Raw genomic sequence first — 15,400 nt, 5'->3', positions numbered from 1 at the left:
TTTTTCAGGCGGCCGGCAGCGTCTTGAGCCAGGCGACGAGCCGCCCGCGGGCGTTGCGGCAGGGCGAGGCGGTATTGAACTGTATCATCCGCCCGCGCGTCCATTTGTCGTACCAGGCGCGGCCGTACAGCGCCTCGTCGGAGTAGCTCTCCACCAGCGCCTCCACCTGGCGCTGGCTGTCGTCCAGCATCGCGCATAGCCTCGTCCAATCGCCTATCCCCTGGTAATCGCGGTAGAACTTCTGCGCCAGCAGGCCCAGTTGATTCCAGCGGTAGCCGGCGTCAGGAAAGTCTATCGGCAGGCCTTCCCGCTCCAGCCGGTGCCACTTCTGCACCAGCGCCTGCCAGCCCAGCAGATAGGCCAGCAGATCCGCCGCGCTCATCCGGCTGTTCTTGGCGTGGCCGTCCAGTTCCTGGACGAAGGCGCGCTCCGGCGGCACCCGCACCAACACCGCGCGCAAGCGCCGGTATTCGTCCCTCATCGCCGCCAGCAAAGCCGCCTTGTCCGCCGGTACCGCCATCCTCCCACCCTCCAGGCCGGGTCCGGCGCAGCGCCGGATTTCGATTCCAGCTTAACGCCGGCTGGCCAGCATGCCGCTGACGATGATCAAACCCATCGCCGCCAAGCCGGCGGCGCTGAGCGGGTCGCCCCACAGCCCCACGCCCAACAGGGTGGAAAACACCACGGTCAGATAGGACAGATTGGCGGCCAAGAGCTTGCGTCCCACTTTATACGCGCGGGTCATCGCCAATTGGGCGATGGTGGCGGTGGCGCCCAGGCCCAGCAGCAGCCAGACGTTTTCCAGCGTCACCGGGTGCCAGGTTTCGAACAACATCAGCAGCAAGCCGCCCAGCGTGGAGATCAGCGCGAAATAGAACACCACCTTCCATTCCGGCTCGCCCTGGCGGCCCAGTTCCCGCACGTGCAGATAAGACCAGCCGGCCAGCAGGCCGGAGCCGACGCCGAGCAGGCCGGCCACCCAGGCCTCGCTGGACAAGGTGGGCCGCAGCAACAGCACCACGCCGACAAAGCCCAGCGCCAGGCCGGCCAGCGCCTGCTTGGGCAGGCGCTCGCGCAGCAGGACCACCGACAGCAGCGCCAGGAACATCGGCGAGGTGTAGTTGAGCGTGACCGCCGTGGACAGCGGCAAATGGGCGATGGCGTAGAAATACAATAGCATCGAGACGTAGCCGATCAGGCCGCGCTGCACGTGATAGCGCAGCAAGGGGGTGGCGAAGCGATCGCGCCGCCACAAGGCCGCCGCGCCCAGGGTGACCACGCCCATCAGCGTGCGCCAGAACACCAGCTCGGTGGAGGAGAAATACTCGGCGCCCAGCTTGACGAACACCCCCATCAGGCCGAAAAACACCGCCGCCACCACCATCCAGCCCGAACCCAGGCGCCACTTTCCACTAGTCAAACCACGTTATCCTTATGCATTGTTGTTGAATATCCAAGTTCTGTTTCAACGCAGGGCCGCCATCAGGCCGGACCCCACAATCAAGGCCATCGCCGCCAGCGACCATCCGCTCAGCGGGTCGCCCCACAACACCACGCCCAGCAGCACGGAAAACAGCACGGTCAGATAAGCAAAGCTGGCCACCAGGTATTTGCGCCCGTCCTTGTAGGCGCGAGTCATCGCCAGCTGGCCCAGCATGCCGCAAACGCCGACGCCCAGCAGCGGCAAGACATTGTCCGCCGTCACCGCGGTGAAGCCCGGCCCCAGGATCAGCCAGACGCCGCCGAACAGGCTGGAAACGGAGAAGAACCAGAACACCACCTTCCAGGACGGTTCGCCCATCCGGCCCAGCTCCCTCACCTGAAACACCGCGTAGCCGGCGCTGACGCCGGACAAGAGTCCGATCAGGCCGGCCAGCCACTGCGCCGAACTGAAAGTGGGCCGCAGCAGGATGACGATGCCGACGAAGCCCAGCAACAAGGCCAGGCCGGTTCGCGGCGTCAGGCGCTCCTTCAGTTTGACCACGCACAATAAGGCGAAGAACAGCGAGGAGGTGTAGTTCAGCGTCACCGCGGTGGACAAGGGCAGCCGGGTCAGCGCGTAGAACAGCGCCACCATGGACATATAGCCGACGAAGCTGCGCTTGATGTGGCCGCGCCAATGCGGCGTCCGCGGCGACTGGCGCTTCCAGGCCATCGCCGCGCCCAAGGTCAGCGCGCCGATGGCGGTGCGCCAGAACAGCAGCTCGGTGGAGCCGAAGGCGTCGGCGCCCAGCTTGACGAACATGCTCATCAAGGCGAAGCACAGGGCCGCCACCACCATCCAGCCGGAGCCCAAACGTCCCTGGCGCAAGCGCAGCCCCAGGGTTCTCGCGCCCTCGCTCAGCGCCGGCGTCATCGCTTCAACAATTCCAGCGACAGACAGATGGCCTCCATCTGCCGGCGGTAGGTCTTGAACTCCGACGCGTTGGCGGCGCAGCGCGCCTCCGCCATGCGCTTTTTGTCCCCCAGCTGGAACACGTGCAGATTATGCCGGACGATCCACAAGCGGTTGGAGACGAAACGGCCGTCGCGGTATTCGGTGACCAGCCGGCCGCTGCGGCTGTTGCCGCGGGCGAAATTGGCGGCTTCGCGGTTATCGCCCTCGCGGCGGTATTTCTGCGCCAGCCGGGCCAGGGTGTCGCCGCGCCCCGGCTTGCGCGCGAACACCTGCACATCGATGGCGGCGCGCTCGCGCTGGTCCGCCTTGGGCGGCACCACGCGCAGCACGCGCTGACCGTCCACCACGCTGGGGCGGACCTTCCAGCCCGGCGGCACATTGAAACGCACCCGGCTGGCGGCGTCGGTATAGACGGCGGCCTGGGCCAGCGGAGCCAGCAAGGCCAGCGACAAGGGCAAACAGCGGAAAAGCGTTTTGAGCATGGAATCGGGCAAACCAGAATAAGAAAGGCGCGGACTGGGTCCGCGCCTTTCCATTATGACACTGCAAGCCGCCGCTTAACCAGCCAGCGCCGCGCCCATTTTGCGCCGGTAGAACTCGTGGAAGTGCAGCATGCCCTCCTCGGTGGGAGATTGATAAGGCCCCACCTCGTTCTCGCCGCGCAGCCACAAGGCGCGGCGGCCTTCGTGCATGCGGTAGCAGATTTCGTCGTCTTCCTTGGCGGTTTCGAAGTAAGCCGCCTGCTCCGCCTCGATGAACTCCGGCTCGAACCACACCACGTCCTCCGGGTAGTAGAACTCGGTCAACACCGTGCACTGCTCCGGCCCGCGCGGCATCACCACGCTGACCACCAGCACGTGCGGATACCACTCCACCATGATGTTGGGGTAGTAAGTCAGCCAGATGGCGCCGAACTCCGGCTGCTGATCGGCGTAGCGCCGGCGGACTTCCTCATGCCATTTGCCGTAGGCGCGGGAACCGGAAGTGGCCAGCTGGTTCTTCACGCCCACGGTCTGCACATGGTATTGCGCGCCCCACTCCCATTTCAGGTCGCCGCAATCGACGAAATTGCCCAGGCCGGGGTGGAAGGGATCGACGTGGTAATCCTCGGAATACACTTCGATGAAGGTCTTCCAGTTGAAGCCGTACTCGCTCAGATGGCTGGAATGGTAGGCGTAGCCGTCAAAACTCATGTGCTTGGCCACGCCCAGGTTTTCCAGATCGCGCGCCACATTGCGGCGCGCGTCGAACAAGAGGCCGTTCCAACGCGTCAGCTCGGTCTGGTTCAATTTCAGGCACGGCGTTTCCGGAAAATGCGGCGCGCCCAGCAAAGCGCCTTCGGCGTCGTAAGTCCAGCCATGCAGATTGCAGACGATATGATTGCCGTTGCCGCGGCCTTTATAGATGACCGCCTGGCGATGGCGGCAGACATTGGAGATCAGCTTGACCCGTCCATCCACGTTCTTGAGCATCTTGCCGTGGCCCATCCATTTCAGAGTCTGATAATCGCCGGCGTTCGGCGTCATCAGCTCATGGCCATAGTAGAGGGGCGCGTCTCCAAACAGCAGCCGCTGTTCCTGAGCGTAATAGGCAGGATCGAAATAGGTATAGACGGGTAGCTGGGCAGCAGAAGCTTGAAGCAACTGCGCGGAAGCCAGATCAGACATTATTCCCACACCTCCGTGGTAGAAGATATAAGACCAGCCGAATCTCGCTTAAAACGAGTTTGCGGGACTATCAAAAACAATCAACAAAAACAAGGCCGAACCTTGCGACCGAGGGGCGGATTATGCCCCCGCCCCCCACCGGGGCAAGCCTTTCCTCTCTGCTGGAAGCGGGTTCTTGGCGTAAAAACATCAGCTTGCCATACCCAAATCATACTTAGAATAATATTTTTGATAGGAATCAAAGCTTTAGCATTCACGCTGCAATGCAATATTAGAGTCGCTTAATTCATGATGTTATAATCGCCGTCATCGCCGCCGTCCGGCCCTGGAGCCTGACCCCATCTGGACTGTAGCCGATATGCCGCCAGTTACAATGCCTGCCGCGTAAAAGCAGGCGCAGCCATGCTTTTCGCCGGAGACCCCGCGGCGCTGACGCCGGCTTCCGGCAATGCTATACCGATTGAAAGCCGCGTCCGACGCAGCGGGAATCCATGCTCGCCGCCGCGGCCGCGAGCTCGGGTCCAATGTCGACAAAACCGCTGATTTTTGCCGAAATGCTGAATTTAACGACTCATCGCGCCAAGCGCCTGCAGCCTGCGACACCGTTCGGTCGGTGCCGGACCGCCATTCGCGCCCATTCCCGCCGCGCGTCACAGGAAAGTCTCTGAAACCATGCAAACCTTTTTCCTCGCACCCATCGGCTTCAACGCCGGCCTGACCTCGGTGGCGCTGGGCGCCATCCACAGCCTGGAACAGGCCGGCCTGCGCGTCGGCTTCGTCAAGCCCATCGCCCAGGGCGCGGACCCCAAGGAGCCGGAGCGCTCCACCCACTTCGCGCGCGCCATCTGCCGGCTCAATCCGCCGGAGCCGATTCCGATGGAGCGGGTGGAACACCTGCTGTCCAAGGGTCAGGTGGATCAGTTGATGGAGGAAGTGGTCAGCCTGTATCAGCAGGCAGCCCATCAGGTGGACGTGGTGCTGGTGGAAGGCCTGGTGCCGGACCAGAAGCAGGTGTTCTCCACCTTCCTCAACACCAAGATCGCCCGCAATCTGCAGGCGCAGACCATCCTGGTCAGCGCCGCCGACAACCTGGCCAGCCACGAGATCGCCGAGCAACTGGAAATGAGCATCCAGGCCTTTGGCGGCGGTCAGGGCGGACAAGTCGCCGGCTACATCCTCAACCGGGTGCCCAAGGATCAGAACGCCCAGGACATCGCCACCGAGGTGCTGGAAAGCGGCAGCCTGATGAAGAAGGTCAGACTGCCGCTGCTGGGCGCCATCCCGCACGAACCCGAGCTGCTGGCGCCGCGCACGCTGGACGTGGCCAATCATCTGAAGGCGCGGCTGCTGCACGCCGGCCAACTGACCAGCCGGCGCGTGCGCACCATGGTGGTGACCGCCCGCACCGTGCCCAATATCGTGCACCTGCTCAAGCCCGGCGCGCTGATCATCACCCCGGGCGACCGCGAGGACATCGTGCTGGCCACCGCGATGGCGGCGATGAACGGGGTGCCGCTGGCCGGCCTGCTGCTGACCTGCGACTCGATGCCGGACCCGCGCATCATGCTGCTGTGCCAGCAAGCCTTCACCGGCGGCATGCCGGTGATGGCCAGCGAATCCAATACCTTCGACACCAGCAGCGCGCTCAACAATATGAGCTTGCAAGTGCCGTCCGACGACCGCGAGCGCATGGAGCGCGTAATCGAATTCGTCGCCGAACACCTGAACGTGGCGCCGCTGAAGCAATACATCGGCGCGCCGCAGGAACTGCGCCTGCCGCCGCCGGCCTTCCGCTATCAGCTGATGGAAAAGGCGCGCAAGGCCAATAAGCGCATCGTGCTGCCGGAAGGCAACGAGCCGCGCACCATCCAGGCCGCCGCCATCTGCCACGAGAAGGGCATCGCCCGCTGCGTGCTGATCGGCCAGCGCGCCGAAATCCTGCAAGTGGCGGAAGCCCAGGGCGTGACCCTGCCGGAATCGGTGGAAATCATCGACCCCAACGAGGTGCGCGGCCGTTACGTGCCGCCGATGGTGGAACTGCGCAAGAGCAAGGGCCTGAACGCGCCGATGGCCGAGCAACAACTGGAAGACAATGTGGTGATGGGCACCATGATGCTGGCGCTGGACGAAGTGGACGGCCTGGTGTCCGGCGCGGTGCACACCACCGCCAACACCATCCGTCCGGCCTTGCAGCTGATCAAGACCGCGCCGGGGGCCCGCATCGTCTCCAGCGTGTTCTTCATGCTGATGCCGGAGCAGGTGCTGGTTTACGGCGACTGCGCGGTGAACCCGGACCCGGACGCCGAGCAATTGGCCGACATCGCCATTCAGTCGGCGGACTCCGCCGCCGCCTTCGGCATTCCACCGCGAGTGGCGATGATCTCCTACTCCACCGGTTCCTCCGGCAGCGGCTCGGACGTGGAAAAAGTGCGCGAAGCCACCCGCATCGCCAAGGAAAAGCGGCCGGACCTGCTGATAGACGGCCCGATGCAGTACGACGCCGCCAGCGTGGAATCGGTGGGCCGTCAAAAAGCGCCGGACAGCGCAGTGGCCGGCCGCGCCACCGTCTTCGTGTTCCCGGACCTCAACACCGGCAACACCACCTATAAGGCGGTGCAGCGCTCGGCCAACGTGGTGTCGGTGGGCCCGATGCTGCAAGGCCTGCGCAAACCGGTCAACGATCTGTCGCGCGGCGCGCTGGTGGACGACATCGTCTACACCATCGCGCTGACCGCGCTGCAGGCGGAGCAAGGCGAGTCCGCTTGAACTGAAGCCGCCCTCCCCCAACCGCCTGCCGCCCGGCAGGCGGTTTCGCCGTTCCGCGCAACAGCGCCCCTCCCCTTCGCCGCCCTGTCCGGTCATGCCATTGCGTTAATTCAAACAATTGTTTTACATTGGAGCGCCATAAGAGCCGCACAACAACAAGCTGCGTCCGCAGCCGCGTCTACAACGCATCAGAGGGGCACTCCATGTCGATTCAAACCATCACCGAATGGTTCATCCCGGACCGCGTCCGCCTATCCCCGGAACAGGCGATCCGCGGCCGCACCGTCGTCGGCGTCGGCCTGCTGGCCGGCCTGGTGGCGCCGCTGTTCGCCGTCGAATACCTGCAACTGGGCCACCGCGCGATGGCCGCCGGCATCGCTCTGGGCGGCCTGGGCCTGCTGCTGGGGCCGCTGCTGCTCAAGCTCAGCGGCGCGGTGCGCTTCAGCGCGGAATTCATCACCAGCTGCATGTACGCGATGGTGTGCTGGATGGTCTACGTCAACGGCGGCATCCAATCCACCAGCATTGTCTGGTTCGCCGCCATTCCCTTCACCGCCGTCTTCGTCGCCACCCGCGTCTCCGGCATGGTCTGGCTGGCGCTGACCGCGGCCGCCATCGGCCTCTTTCTGTGGCTGAGCGCCCGCGGCCTGCTGCCGGCCAACCCGATTCCCCACGCGGAAATCCCCAAGCTGCAAGCCAAATCTCTGGCCGGCCTGTCCCTGGTGGTGCTGGCCCTGGCGCTGGCTTTCGACAAGGCCAAGGTCAAAAGCTTCGAGAAACTGGAAAGCGCGCGGCGCGAGGCCGAACAGGCGCAACAGGCGATGCGGCAGCTGATGGCCCAGCTGACCCAGTCCATCCAGGCCGCTTCCAGCGCCAGCCGCGACATCGCCGGCAGCACCGGCAATATGGCCGACACCATGGCCAGCCAGCGCGAACGCTCCGAGGACATGGTGGTGATCGCCCAGCAGATGGCGGTGGTCACCAGCCAGAACGCAGAGCAATCGGTGACCGCCACCCAGCTGGCCCACACCGCGGGCCAGGCGGCCTTGGGCGGCGGCGAGGCGATGGACCAGGCGGTGCGCCAGCTGAGCAAGGCCGGCGAGGTGATTGCGCTGGCCTCCGGCCGGCTGGAACAATTGGGCGAACGCAGCGCCGAGGTCAGCGGCATCGTGCAGCTGATCCGCGACATCGCCGACCAGACCAATCTGCTGGCGCTCAACGCCGCCATCGAGGCGGCGCGCGCCGGCGAGCTGGGCCGCGGCTTCGCCGTGGTGGCCGACGAGGTGCGCAAGCTGGCCGAGCGCACCCAAAACGCCACCTTGGACATTGAGCAGAAGATCCGGCTGATCGTCGACGGCACCAATCAGGCGCTGGTGGCGATGCGGGACGGCAATCAGCAGATGCGGACCGGCCGCGACCACTCGGTGGACGCCCAGCAAAAACTCTCCGGCATCATCCGCGAAACCGGCGAGCTGGCCAGCCTGCTCAGCCAAATGTCTCAAGCGGAAGCCAATCAGAACCAGGGTTTCGCCCAGTTCGCCCACGACATCACCGCGGTGGGCGAATCCACGCGCAGCCTGTCCGGCGAAACCCAGGCCATCGCCGACGCCATCGCGCGGCTGGATCGCTTGCTGGTGGAACTGGGCCAAAACACCCGCCACCTGCAGCCGCACACCGCCGCGGCATGAAAAACGCCGGCCCCGGGCCGGCGTCGTCCTTTGGACTGGCGAACGCCCTTACTGCGGCAACTCGCTATTGCTGAACACCTCCAACTGCACCTGCTTGACCCGCTTGTCCGCGGCCAGACGCTGCTGCAAGGACAGCAGCTCGGCCTGGGCCGGCGCGTCGAACACCACCACGCTCTGGGTGCGGTAGCGCACGCTCAGGCTGTGATCGCGCGCCAGCGCGGCCTCGTCACGCGGCGAAGCCAGCTTCACCATCACCACGCCGCTGACCTTGGACGGCGCCAGTTCTCCTTCGGAACGCAGCACGTCGCCGCGCTTCAGCGTCGCGCCGCCTTCGCTCGCCGCCGAGCGGGCGCTGACGCCCAGCGGCAGCTTGCCGGCCGGCGCCGCTTGTTTGTAATAAGTCTTGCCGTTGATCACCAGCGGCTGACCGCCCGGCTTCTGCTTGAAGGACGGAACGTCGGCGGCTTGGGCGCCGGCGGCCAGGGCCAGCAGGCCGGCCAGAATCAGGGAATGTTTCATCGTTATGCTCCTTTGTGGCCGATGAAGCGGATGGACCAAGACCGCAGGGTGCCGGCGGCGTTGGGCAGGCTCAGCGTGCGCTGACCCTGAGCGTCGCGGTAGTCGTAATAGTACTCGGCGCCGTTGGTGTCGATCACGCGCAGCCGCCATTGGCCGCGCGCCGATTCGCCGTAGAAGTGGTTGGACAACAGGCGCTGCTGGTTCAGGCCGTAGCTCTCATTCACCAGGCCGGTGCGCGGCGACAGCAATACCGAGCGGGTGCCGGCCGGCGAGATCAGCTCCACCGCCAGGTCGTTGGCGCGGCCGTGTTTCGCGTCCACCAGCACCTGCACCGCTTCCACCGTCAAATCCTCGGCATGGGTGAACGCGCTGTCCAGGCCGGCTTCGCTGGCGTCCGGAATCGCCTTCATCACCGACACCGTCTGCCAGCGCGTCTTCTCCAGCGCCGTCAGCGGCTTGTGATTGCGACCCAGTTCCACCGCCTTGTCCACATCGATCAGGCCGAAGCCGTAGAACGGGTGGAAAGCGAGGCCGGCGGCGTTGTTCTGCCATCCCGGCAAAGCCTGGTAGCTGTGCGCGCCGCCCTTGGCATCCTTGAACGCCAGGGTCACGCCGGCATGGTTGGCGTCCACTTTGCGCGCCGATTTGATCAGCAGATCACGCACATCGCGCGCGCTCAGATTGGGATACGCCGACATCAGCACCGCAAACGAACCGGAGGCGGCCGGCGCCGCGGCGGAGGTGCCGTTCATGGTGCCGCGGTAATCGCAATTCGGGTCCAGCGCAGTGCCGCCGTGCAACTGATTGGTGGACGGACGCAGCGTGGAGTTGGAGCCGCGGTCGCAACCCACCAGATCGGTGGTCACCATCGCCGGGCTGGCGGTGCCGTACTCGCCGCCCGGTGAGGTCAAGAGCACGTTGGCGCCCACCGAGGAGTAGGACGAGCGCACGCCGTCGGCGTTCAAGGCCGATACCACCACGTTCCAGTAATTGCTGTTGTCGGTGGTCAGGTTGGAGTCCTGGATCGGCAGGCCGTCGTTGCCGGCCTTGGCCAAGACATAAGTGGGCTTGCCGTCGTCGTCAGAGCCGGACTGGAAGCTGACGTAGGCGTTGCCCGCCGACTTGACGAAGACCGCGCCCTTGCCGCCGTTGCTGCGCAGGCTGACGTCCTCGTGCGCCTCGTCGCGCACCCGCAGCGTCATATCGGTGTCCGGATTGCCCGGGATCGAGCGGATCGCCGAGCTGCCGTAGCTCTGGTTGAACACGCGGAGAGGGTGGACGACTGGCCGGCGCTGTCGCTCGGCGACTTGCCGTGAGACAACATCCAACCGGCGGTGGTTTGCGCCTTCAGCCAGTTGAAGCCGTTCAGGCTGGCCGCCGGCGCCACGCCGCGGCCGCCCAGATTGTTGAAACCCACCGCGGCGGCGATGCCGGCCACGGCCGTGCCGTGGCTGTCGGTGGCCGAGCTGGGGGTCGGGTCGTCGCTATTGTTGGCCAGGTTCTTGGAACCGGGCACCACATTGCCCGCCAGGTCCGGATGGCGGATTTCCAAGCCGTCGTCGATGACGGTCACCGTCACGCCGCGGCCCTGGATGCTGCGCGAATGGCTGAGCGCCAGGTTCAGATCGATGCCGGCCACGCCGCCGCGTTGCGAAAACGCGTTCTGCCCCGTGTTTTGCAGGAACCATTGCTGGGACACCAGCGGATCTCCCGCTTGCAAGGGCGTTGCGGCCTGACCGGCCAGGGACGCCAGGGCCAGCGAAACCGCGCCCACCGTGATATGGATACGCATTGCATCTCCTAAGTGTCGAAACTGCTGTCGATAGGGAACAACCGCCGCGAGTCCGGGGCTGCCACCCCATCGCTCCCGGCCATTCGCCGCCGCCTGCCAGCGGCGGTGAAATCCTCGGTTCTTCGCCGGCGCCCAAACCCGGAACACTAGCCGCCCTGCTCCGGGCGCCATGCGGCGAACCTGCGTCGGCGCTCGCGCCGGGCCGCCGAGGCGGCGTCCGTCGCCGCGTTCAGCCGGCCCAAGCGGCGCCTGCCTAAGCAGTGAATCATCAAAACCAAAAATGCCAAAGTCCTATTTATTTTTATCGTATATAAAAACTTCATAATACAAAATGCAATAATTCCCATTCGCAAATATGACAACACGAAGCAACAAAGCCCGAAAAATCTTGTCAAAATCAACCGCTTAGCAGGAAAAGGACTAGACAAGCCACCGCCAGCCACGCCGCGAGCGGCCAGCCGAAAGCGCCGCCGGACCGGTGGGCGGGCGTCAGGATTTGTCAGACAGAAGCGCTAGGGAAGGGAAAAAAAAGGAACAAAAAAACGCCCCGGACGGGGCGTTTTGATTGGAAGGCGATGCCGGCGCGGGTTTTAGTCGCGCTCGCCGGCGAAGGCCAGCAGCAGTTGCAGCAAGCTGGTGAACAGATTGTAGATGCTGATGTAGATGGACAGCGCGGCGGAAATATAGCTGTCCTCGCCGCCGTCCACCACCACCTTGACCTGCCACAGAATCATCAGCGAGCTGAACAGCGCGAAGGCCGCCGAGATCATCAGATGGAAGGCCGGGATGCGCAGGAAGATGTTGGCCACCACCGCCACCATCAGCACGATGGCGCCCACGGTCAGGAAATTGCCCAGGCCGCTCAGATCGCGCTTGGTGGTGGTGGCGATGCCCGCCATCACGAAAAACACCAGCGCGGTGGCCGCGCCTGCGGTCATGATCAGCTGGCCGCCATTGGAAAACTTGAACGCCAGTTGCAGCAAGGGCCCCAACAGCAAGCCCATCAGGAAGGTGAAGCCCAGCATCAGGAACACGCCGGCCGAGCTGTAGCGGTTTTTCTCGATGGCGAACACCAGGCCGTAAAACACGGCCAGGATCGCCAGCATGCCGATGATGGGGCTGCCGGCCAGGAAGCCGAAATTCATATTGGTGCCGACGATGGCCCCCATCACTGTGGGGATCATCGACAAGCCCAGCAAACCATAAGTATTGCGAAGAACCTTATGGCGTACCTCGGCCATACCGGTCGTCTGATAGGCCGTCTCAAGGTTCGGGTGCATAATTAAGCCTTTCTCCAAAGGGATTTTTATCAAATTGTACCGACAGTGACCGCCGCCGTGGCAATAAGTTTCCAGGCGGGCCGGCTTGCGCCGGGAAAGCGCTTCGGGTATTCTTGCACTCCCTTGCAAATTAGGGCTTCTGGCCGGATTTGCAAGCGGCATCAAAGCGAAAGTGGCGGAATTGGTAGACGCACTGGATTTAGGTTCCAGCGCCGCAAGGCGTGAGAGTTCGAGTCTCTCCTTTCGCACCATCTCCTGGTTTTAGCTCCTAGCGGCGCAGCGCCGCGGCCCTCCCCTTAAAAACCCGCACAGCGGCGATTTTCCGCGTCCGGAATCATCACGCGCGCGCCGCAAGACACTGTCGTTTTGCGCCATCGCCTGCCCGATTCTCGTGCTGGACGCTGCAAACGCAAACACGCCACGCCATGAGGAACGCCCCCGAAACCGTTACGCTTCGAGGGCGTCAAGCCGGACGCCGGCTGCGCGCAAACCCGCCGCCGCATCAGCTCGCGGCGGCCGCCTGCTTGTCCATCATGATTTTCAGAATCTGCACATCGGTCTGCACCATGCCCTGGCTGGCCAGCTTGCCCAGGTTGGCAATGGAGGCGTCCAGTTCGCACTCGACGATGCCGTCGCTGCCGGCCACGCACACGCCGTCCAAGGCCATCAACACCGCCTTGTAGGCCGAGCCGGCCGAGGTGGACACCTTCATCGCGCAGCTATTGGACGCGCCGTCGCAGATCATGCCGGCCAGGTCGCCTATCATGCTCGAAATGGCCATGCCGGCCACCGCGTAGCCGCCGCCCAACAGATGGGCCATGCCCGCCGCCGCGCCCATGGACGCGGTGGTGACCGCGCACAGCGCGGACAGCTTGGGCAAGCGGGCGTGAATGTAAATCGCCATCAAGTGAGACAGCATCAGCGCCCGCGTCAGGGTTTCCCGGTCGGCGCCGACATGCTCGGCCACCACCACCACCGGCATGGTGGCGGCGATACCCTGGTTGCCGGAACCGGAATTGCTCATCGCCGGCAGGGTGGCGCCGCCCATGCGGGCGTCGGACGCCGCCGTGGTGCGGGTGAGAATGCGGGTCAGCAGATTATCCGACAGCAAGCCGGCGCTCACCTGCTTGTGCAAGGTCGCGCCGATATGCAGGCCGAACTGCCCTCCCATGCCCGCCCGCGACAGCGCCTCGTTCAAGGTGGCCGCCTCGTGGATGAAGTCCATCATGTCCAGCGGCGCCTGGGTGGCGAAGTCGTAGACATCCCGCGCCGTCGCGTCGGAAAAATCGTACGCGGCGCCGGCCTGGCCGGAGGTCTCGAGTTCAGCGCGGAACAACGCCGTGCCATTGCGTTCGATCAGCACCACATGGGTGTGCGAATCGGCGATGCAGACGCGGGCCGTCTCCTCGCCGGCGAAAACCCGGGCTTCCGAATAGAGGATGTTGGGCACGTCCGCGATGCTCAGCGTCACGCGATGCTCGGCGAGCATGCGCTTGGCTGCGTCCACCGTTTCGCCGCTCAAACCCTTGAGCACCTCCAGCTTGCCGTCCGGATCGCCGCCCAGCGCGCCCACCGCGGCGGCGATCTGCAGGCCCACGGCGCCGGTGCCCGGCACGGTCACGCCCATGCCGTTCTTCATCAGATTGGGCGATACCCGCGCCTCGATGCGCTCAGGCGCGCAGCCCAGCGTCTTGGCGGCGATGGCACAGGCCAAGGCCAATGAAATCGGCTCGGTGCAACCCAGCGCCGGCGCCACTTCCGCGCGCGCCGCCTTGACGAACTTCGGCCACAAATCAGTGTTGAGAGTCGATGTACACATGGTGATTACGCTTTCCAATCAAATTAAATCAAAGTCTTGCCGCCGCCCGCAAAATGGAACGGCGGCGGAAATCAGGAGAAGGCCAGGAAGGGCGACACGCACAACAGCAGGCCGGTGGCGATGATGATCTTGAGCACGCCGCCCTTGTATTTGTGCAGGAAGGGCACTTGGTAGACCAGATAGGCCGGGATCAAGCAGCCCACCAGGCCGAAGACCGGGCTGCAGATCGAGGTGAAACTCAGCACCGGCGCGTTCAGCACGATGGCGCCCCAGGACAGCAGCACGGTGAACACCATGATGCCCTTGGCCACCCAATCCGGACGGATGCGCTCCTCCGGCATCACCCGGCGCAGCAGATTCATCGCGAGGCCCTGGCAGGCCTCGCGGAAGCCCAGATAAACGCCGAAGTACGCGGTCATCACCGCGAAAATATTCAGGATCAGGCTGAACAGCTTGACCATATCGCCCGGCATGCTGCTGGCCACCATGGCCAGGGCCGAGATGTTTTCATGCGAGGCCTTGACCGCCTGCTCATGCCCCATCGCCAGAGTGAAGGACACCGCATAGAAAAAGACGGTGACGAAGAGGATGCCAAAGGCGATGTTCATCGCCCGCATCGCCTTGTATTGCGCCACCTTGCGCGACTTTTCCCGCGCGCGGTAGGAAATCACCATCGGGCTCAGGCTCTGGATAAACAGAATGGAGGTCAGCGTGAACGGCAGCATGATGATGGCGTCCTTGATCAGGCTGCCCACGGACGGAAAAGCGCCCACATTGACCAGCTTCCATTCCGACACCATGGCCAGGCCCAGCACCGCCACCACGCCCAGCTTGGTCAACACCATGCCGGTGGAAATCTTGAACAGCAGTCGCTCGCCGCGGGAGGCCAGCGCCACCAAGAGACAGATCAGGCCCAGTCCGTAGAAGGGGTTGGCGGACAACAAGGTCTCGGTGACGCCGAAGCTGTGCAGAAAGGAGGCGCTGTCGTTGGTGATGGCGGTCGAATACACAAAGACCCAGATCACCAACATGATGAAGTACAACGCGCCCAGCAAAATGCCCCAGTTCTTGCCCAGGTAGCCGCTGATCACGCTAGGGTAGTCCTTGCACTCGGGGGACTCCGCCAGGGTGTTGATGAACAGACGCTGAAACAGATACATCGCCGGATAGCCGATGACGGACGACAGCAGGAAAACCCACAAGCCCATCAGCCCCACCTGCACCGGCAGGAACACAATGCCGGCGCCTATCGCCATGCCTATGCTCATCACGACCCAACCGCGGTCGATGCCGTCGAAACGCACCGCCTCCCGCCACTCCGCCTCGCTCATTCCCGCGCGCTCGGCAGCGCTTGCCCTGGGCTTGACGCCCACCTGGGTGATGTCCATACTCGTTGATCCTTTAGTGGTTTCATTGCTGTCCCAAGCGCTCCGGCGCCAACCGGATGCTTGGATGTCCCCGCCGCGCTGCG

The 15,400-nt window shown here is 64.2% G+C and carries 13 protein-coding genes and 1 tRNA gene; 3 read left to right on the top strand and 11 right to left on the bottom strand.

Going from position 1 to position 15,400, the window contains the following annotated elements; all coding sequences use genetic code 11:
• Nucleotides 1–4: 4 nt before the first annotated feature.
• The 5 genes from HQN78_RS01440 to HQN78_RS01420 form a co-directional block, all read right to left on the bottom strand.
• Complete coding sequence (locus HQN78_RS01440; RefSeq protein ID WP_227104274.1) at nt 5–520, bottom strand: ClbS/DfsB family four-helix bundle protein; 516 nt, start codon at nt 518–520, stop codon at nt 5–7.
• Between the two features lie 51 nt (nt 521–571).
• Nucleotides 572–1,384 carry a DMT family transporter gene (locus tag HQN78_RS01435; RefSeq protein WP_107800092.1) on the bottom strand — a complete coding sequence of 271 codons (813 nt, stop codon included), beginning with the start codon at nt 1,382–1,384 and terminating at the stop codon, nt 572–574.
• An 81-nt stretch (nt 1,385–1,465) separates the two neighbouring features.
• Nucleotides 1,466–2,356, bottom strand: a complete 891-nt coding sequence (locus HQN78_RS01430) for a DMT family transporter (RefSeq protein ID WP_235087455.1) — start codon at nt 2,354–2,356, stop codon at nt 1,466–1,468.
• A complete protein-coding gene (locus HQN78_RS01425; RefSeq protein WP_107801906.1) occupies nt 2,353–2,880 on the bottom strand; it encodes a hypothetical protein in 528 nt (175 codons plus the stop codon). The genes HQN78_RS01430 and HQN78_RS01425 overlap by 4 nt, the downstream gene beginning before the upstream one ends.
• Nucleotides 2,881–2,955: 75 nt before the next feature.
• Nucleotides 2,956–4,065, bottom strand: a complete 1,110-nt coding sequence (locus tag HQN78_RS01420) for an aromatic ring-hydroxylating dioxygenase subunit alpha (protein WP_235087453.1) — start codon at nt 4,063–4,065, stop codon at nt 2,956–2,958.
• A 672-nt stretch (nt 4,066–4,737) separates the two neighbouring features.
• Between HQN78_RS01420 and pta the strand changes: the two genes are divergently transcribed.
• Both pta and HQN78_RS01410 read left to right on the top strand, forming a co-directional pair.
• Nucleotides 4,738–6,831 (top strand): phosphate acetyltransferase, encoded by a 2,094-nt coding sequence (gene pta, locus HQN78_RS01415; protein WP_235087450.1) that lies wholly within the window; start codon nt 4,738–4,740, stop codon nt 6,829–6,831.
• 203 nt (nt 6,832–7,034) lie between these two features.
• Nucleotides 7,035–8,519, top strand: a complete 1,485-nt coding sequence (locus tag HQN78_RS01410; protein ID WP_235087448.1) for a methyl-accepting chemotaxis protein — start codon at nt 7,035–7,037, stop codon at nt 8,517–8,519.
• 48 nt (nt 8,520–8,567) lie between these two features.
• Here HQN78_RS01410 and HQN78_RS01405 read toward each other — a convergent pair whose 3' ends face one another.
• From HQN78_RS01405 to HQN78_RS01390, 4 genes are all read right to left on the bottom strand, one after another.
• Nucleotides 8,568–9,038, bottom strand: a complete 471-nt coding sequence (locus tag HQN78_RS01405; RefSeq protein ID WP_107800096.1) for a hypothetical protein — start codon at nt 9,036–9,038, stop codon at nt 8,568–8,570.
• A gap of 2 nt (nt 9,039–9,040) precedes the next feature.
• Nucleotides 9,041–10,303 (bottom strand): proprotein convertase P-domain-containing protein, encoded by a 1,263-nt coding sequence (locus tag HQN78_RS25390; protein ID WP_255701205.1) that lies wholly within the window; start codon nt 10,301–10,303, stop codon nt 9,041–9,043.
• On the bottom strand, nt 10,237–10,830 hold the full coding sequence (locus HQN78_RS25385; RefSeq protein ID WP_255701204.1) for a S8 family serine peptidase: 594 nt from the start codon (nt 10,828–10,830) through the stop codon (nt 10,237–10,239). Before HQN78_RS25385 ends, HQN78_RS25390 begins: the two co-directional genes overlap by 67 nt.
• A 590-nt stretch (nt 10,831–11,420) precedes the next feature.
• Nucleotides 11,421–12,110: a Bax inhibitor-1/YccA family protein gene (locus HQN78_RS01390; RefSeq protein WP_235087445.1), complete on the bottom strand. Its 690-nt coding sequence runs from the start codon at nt 12,108–12,110 to the stop codon at nt 11,421–11,423.
• 166 nt (nt 12,111–12,276) lie between these two features.
• Between HQN78_RS01390 and HQN78_RS01385 the strand changes: the two genes are divergently transcribed.
• Nucleotides 12,277–12,361: transfer RNA gene (locus HQN78_RS01385), tRNA-Leu, on the top strand.
• A gap of 251 nt (nt 12,362–12,612) precedes the next feature.
• On the opposite strand, the gene HQN78_RS01380 is transcribed toward HQN78_RS01385, so the two are convergent.
• On the bottom strand, nt 12,613–13,929 hold the full coding sequence (locus HQN78_RS01380; protein WP_235087443.1) for a serine dehydratase subunit alpha family protein: 1,317 nt from the start codon (nt 13,927–13,929) through the stop codon (nt 12,613–12,615).
• 71 nt (nt 13,930–14,000) lie between these two features.
• Nucleotides 14,001–15,317, bottom strand: coding sequence for an amino acid permease (locus HQN78_RS01375; protein ID WP_235087440.1), 1,317 nt, complete (start codon nt 15,315–15,317; stop codon nt 14,001–14,003).
• Nucleotides 15,318–15,400 lie beyond the last annotated feature (83 nt).

Source organism: Chromobacterium sp. Beijing (assembly GCF_021496765.1).
Classification (GTDB): Bacteria; Pseudomonadota; Gammaproteobacteria; order Burkholderiales; family Chromobacteriaceae; genus Chromobacterium.
This window is presented reverse-complemented; position numbering and strand designations above follow the sequence as displayed.

Coding starts and splice junctions, on each gene's coding strand:
- HQN78_RS01440 (WP_227104274.1), bottom strand. CDS start 520: ATGGCGGTACCGGCGGACAAGGCGGCTTTGCTGGCGGCGATGAGGGAC.
- HQN78_RS01435 (WP_107800092.1), bottom strand. CDS start 1,384: ATGGTGGTGGCGGCGGTGTTTTTCGGCCTGATGGGGGTGTTCGTCAAG.
- HQN78_RS01430 (WP_235087455.1), bottom strand. CDS start 2,356: ATGACGCCGGCGCTGAGCGAGGGCGCGAGAACCCTGGGGCTGCGCTTG.
- HQN78_RS01425 (WP_107801906.1), bottom strand. CDS start 2,880: ATGCTCAAAACGCTTTTCCGCTGTTTGCCCTTGTCGCTGGCCTTGCTG.
- HQN78_RS01420 (WP_235087453.1), bottom strand. CDS start 4,065: ATGTCTGATCTGGCTTCCGCGCAGTTGCTTCAAGCTTCTGCTGCCCAG.
- pta (WP_235087450.1), top strand. CDS start 4,738: ATGCAAACCTTTTTCCTCGCACCCATCGGCTTCAACGCCGGCCTGACC.
- HQN78_RS01410 (WP_235087448.1), top strand. CDS start 7,035: ATGTCGATTCAAACCATCACCGAATGGTTCATCCCGGACCGCGTCCGC.
- HQN78_RS01405 (WP_107800096.1), bottom strand. CDS start 9,038: ATGAAACATTCCCTGATTCTGGCCGGCCTGCTGGCCCTGGCCGCCGGC.
- HQN78_RS25385 (WP_255701204.1), bottom strand. CDS start 10,830: ATGCGTATCCATATCACGGTGGGCGCGGTTTCGCTGGCCCTGGCGTCC.
- HQN78_RS01390 (WP_235087445.1), bottom strand. CDS start 12,110: ATGCACCCGAACCTTGAGACGGCCTATCAGACGACCGGTATGGCCGAG.
- HQN78_RS01380 (WP_235087443.1), bottom strand. CDS start 13,929: ATGTGTACATCGACTCTCAACACTGATTTGTGGCCGAAGTTCGTCAAG.
- HQN78_RS01375 (WP_235087440.1), bottom strand. CDS start 15,317: ATGGACATCACCCAGGTGGGCGTCAAGCCCAGGGCAAGCGCTGCCGAG.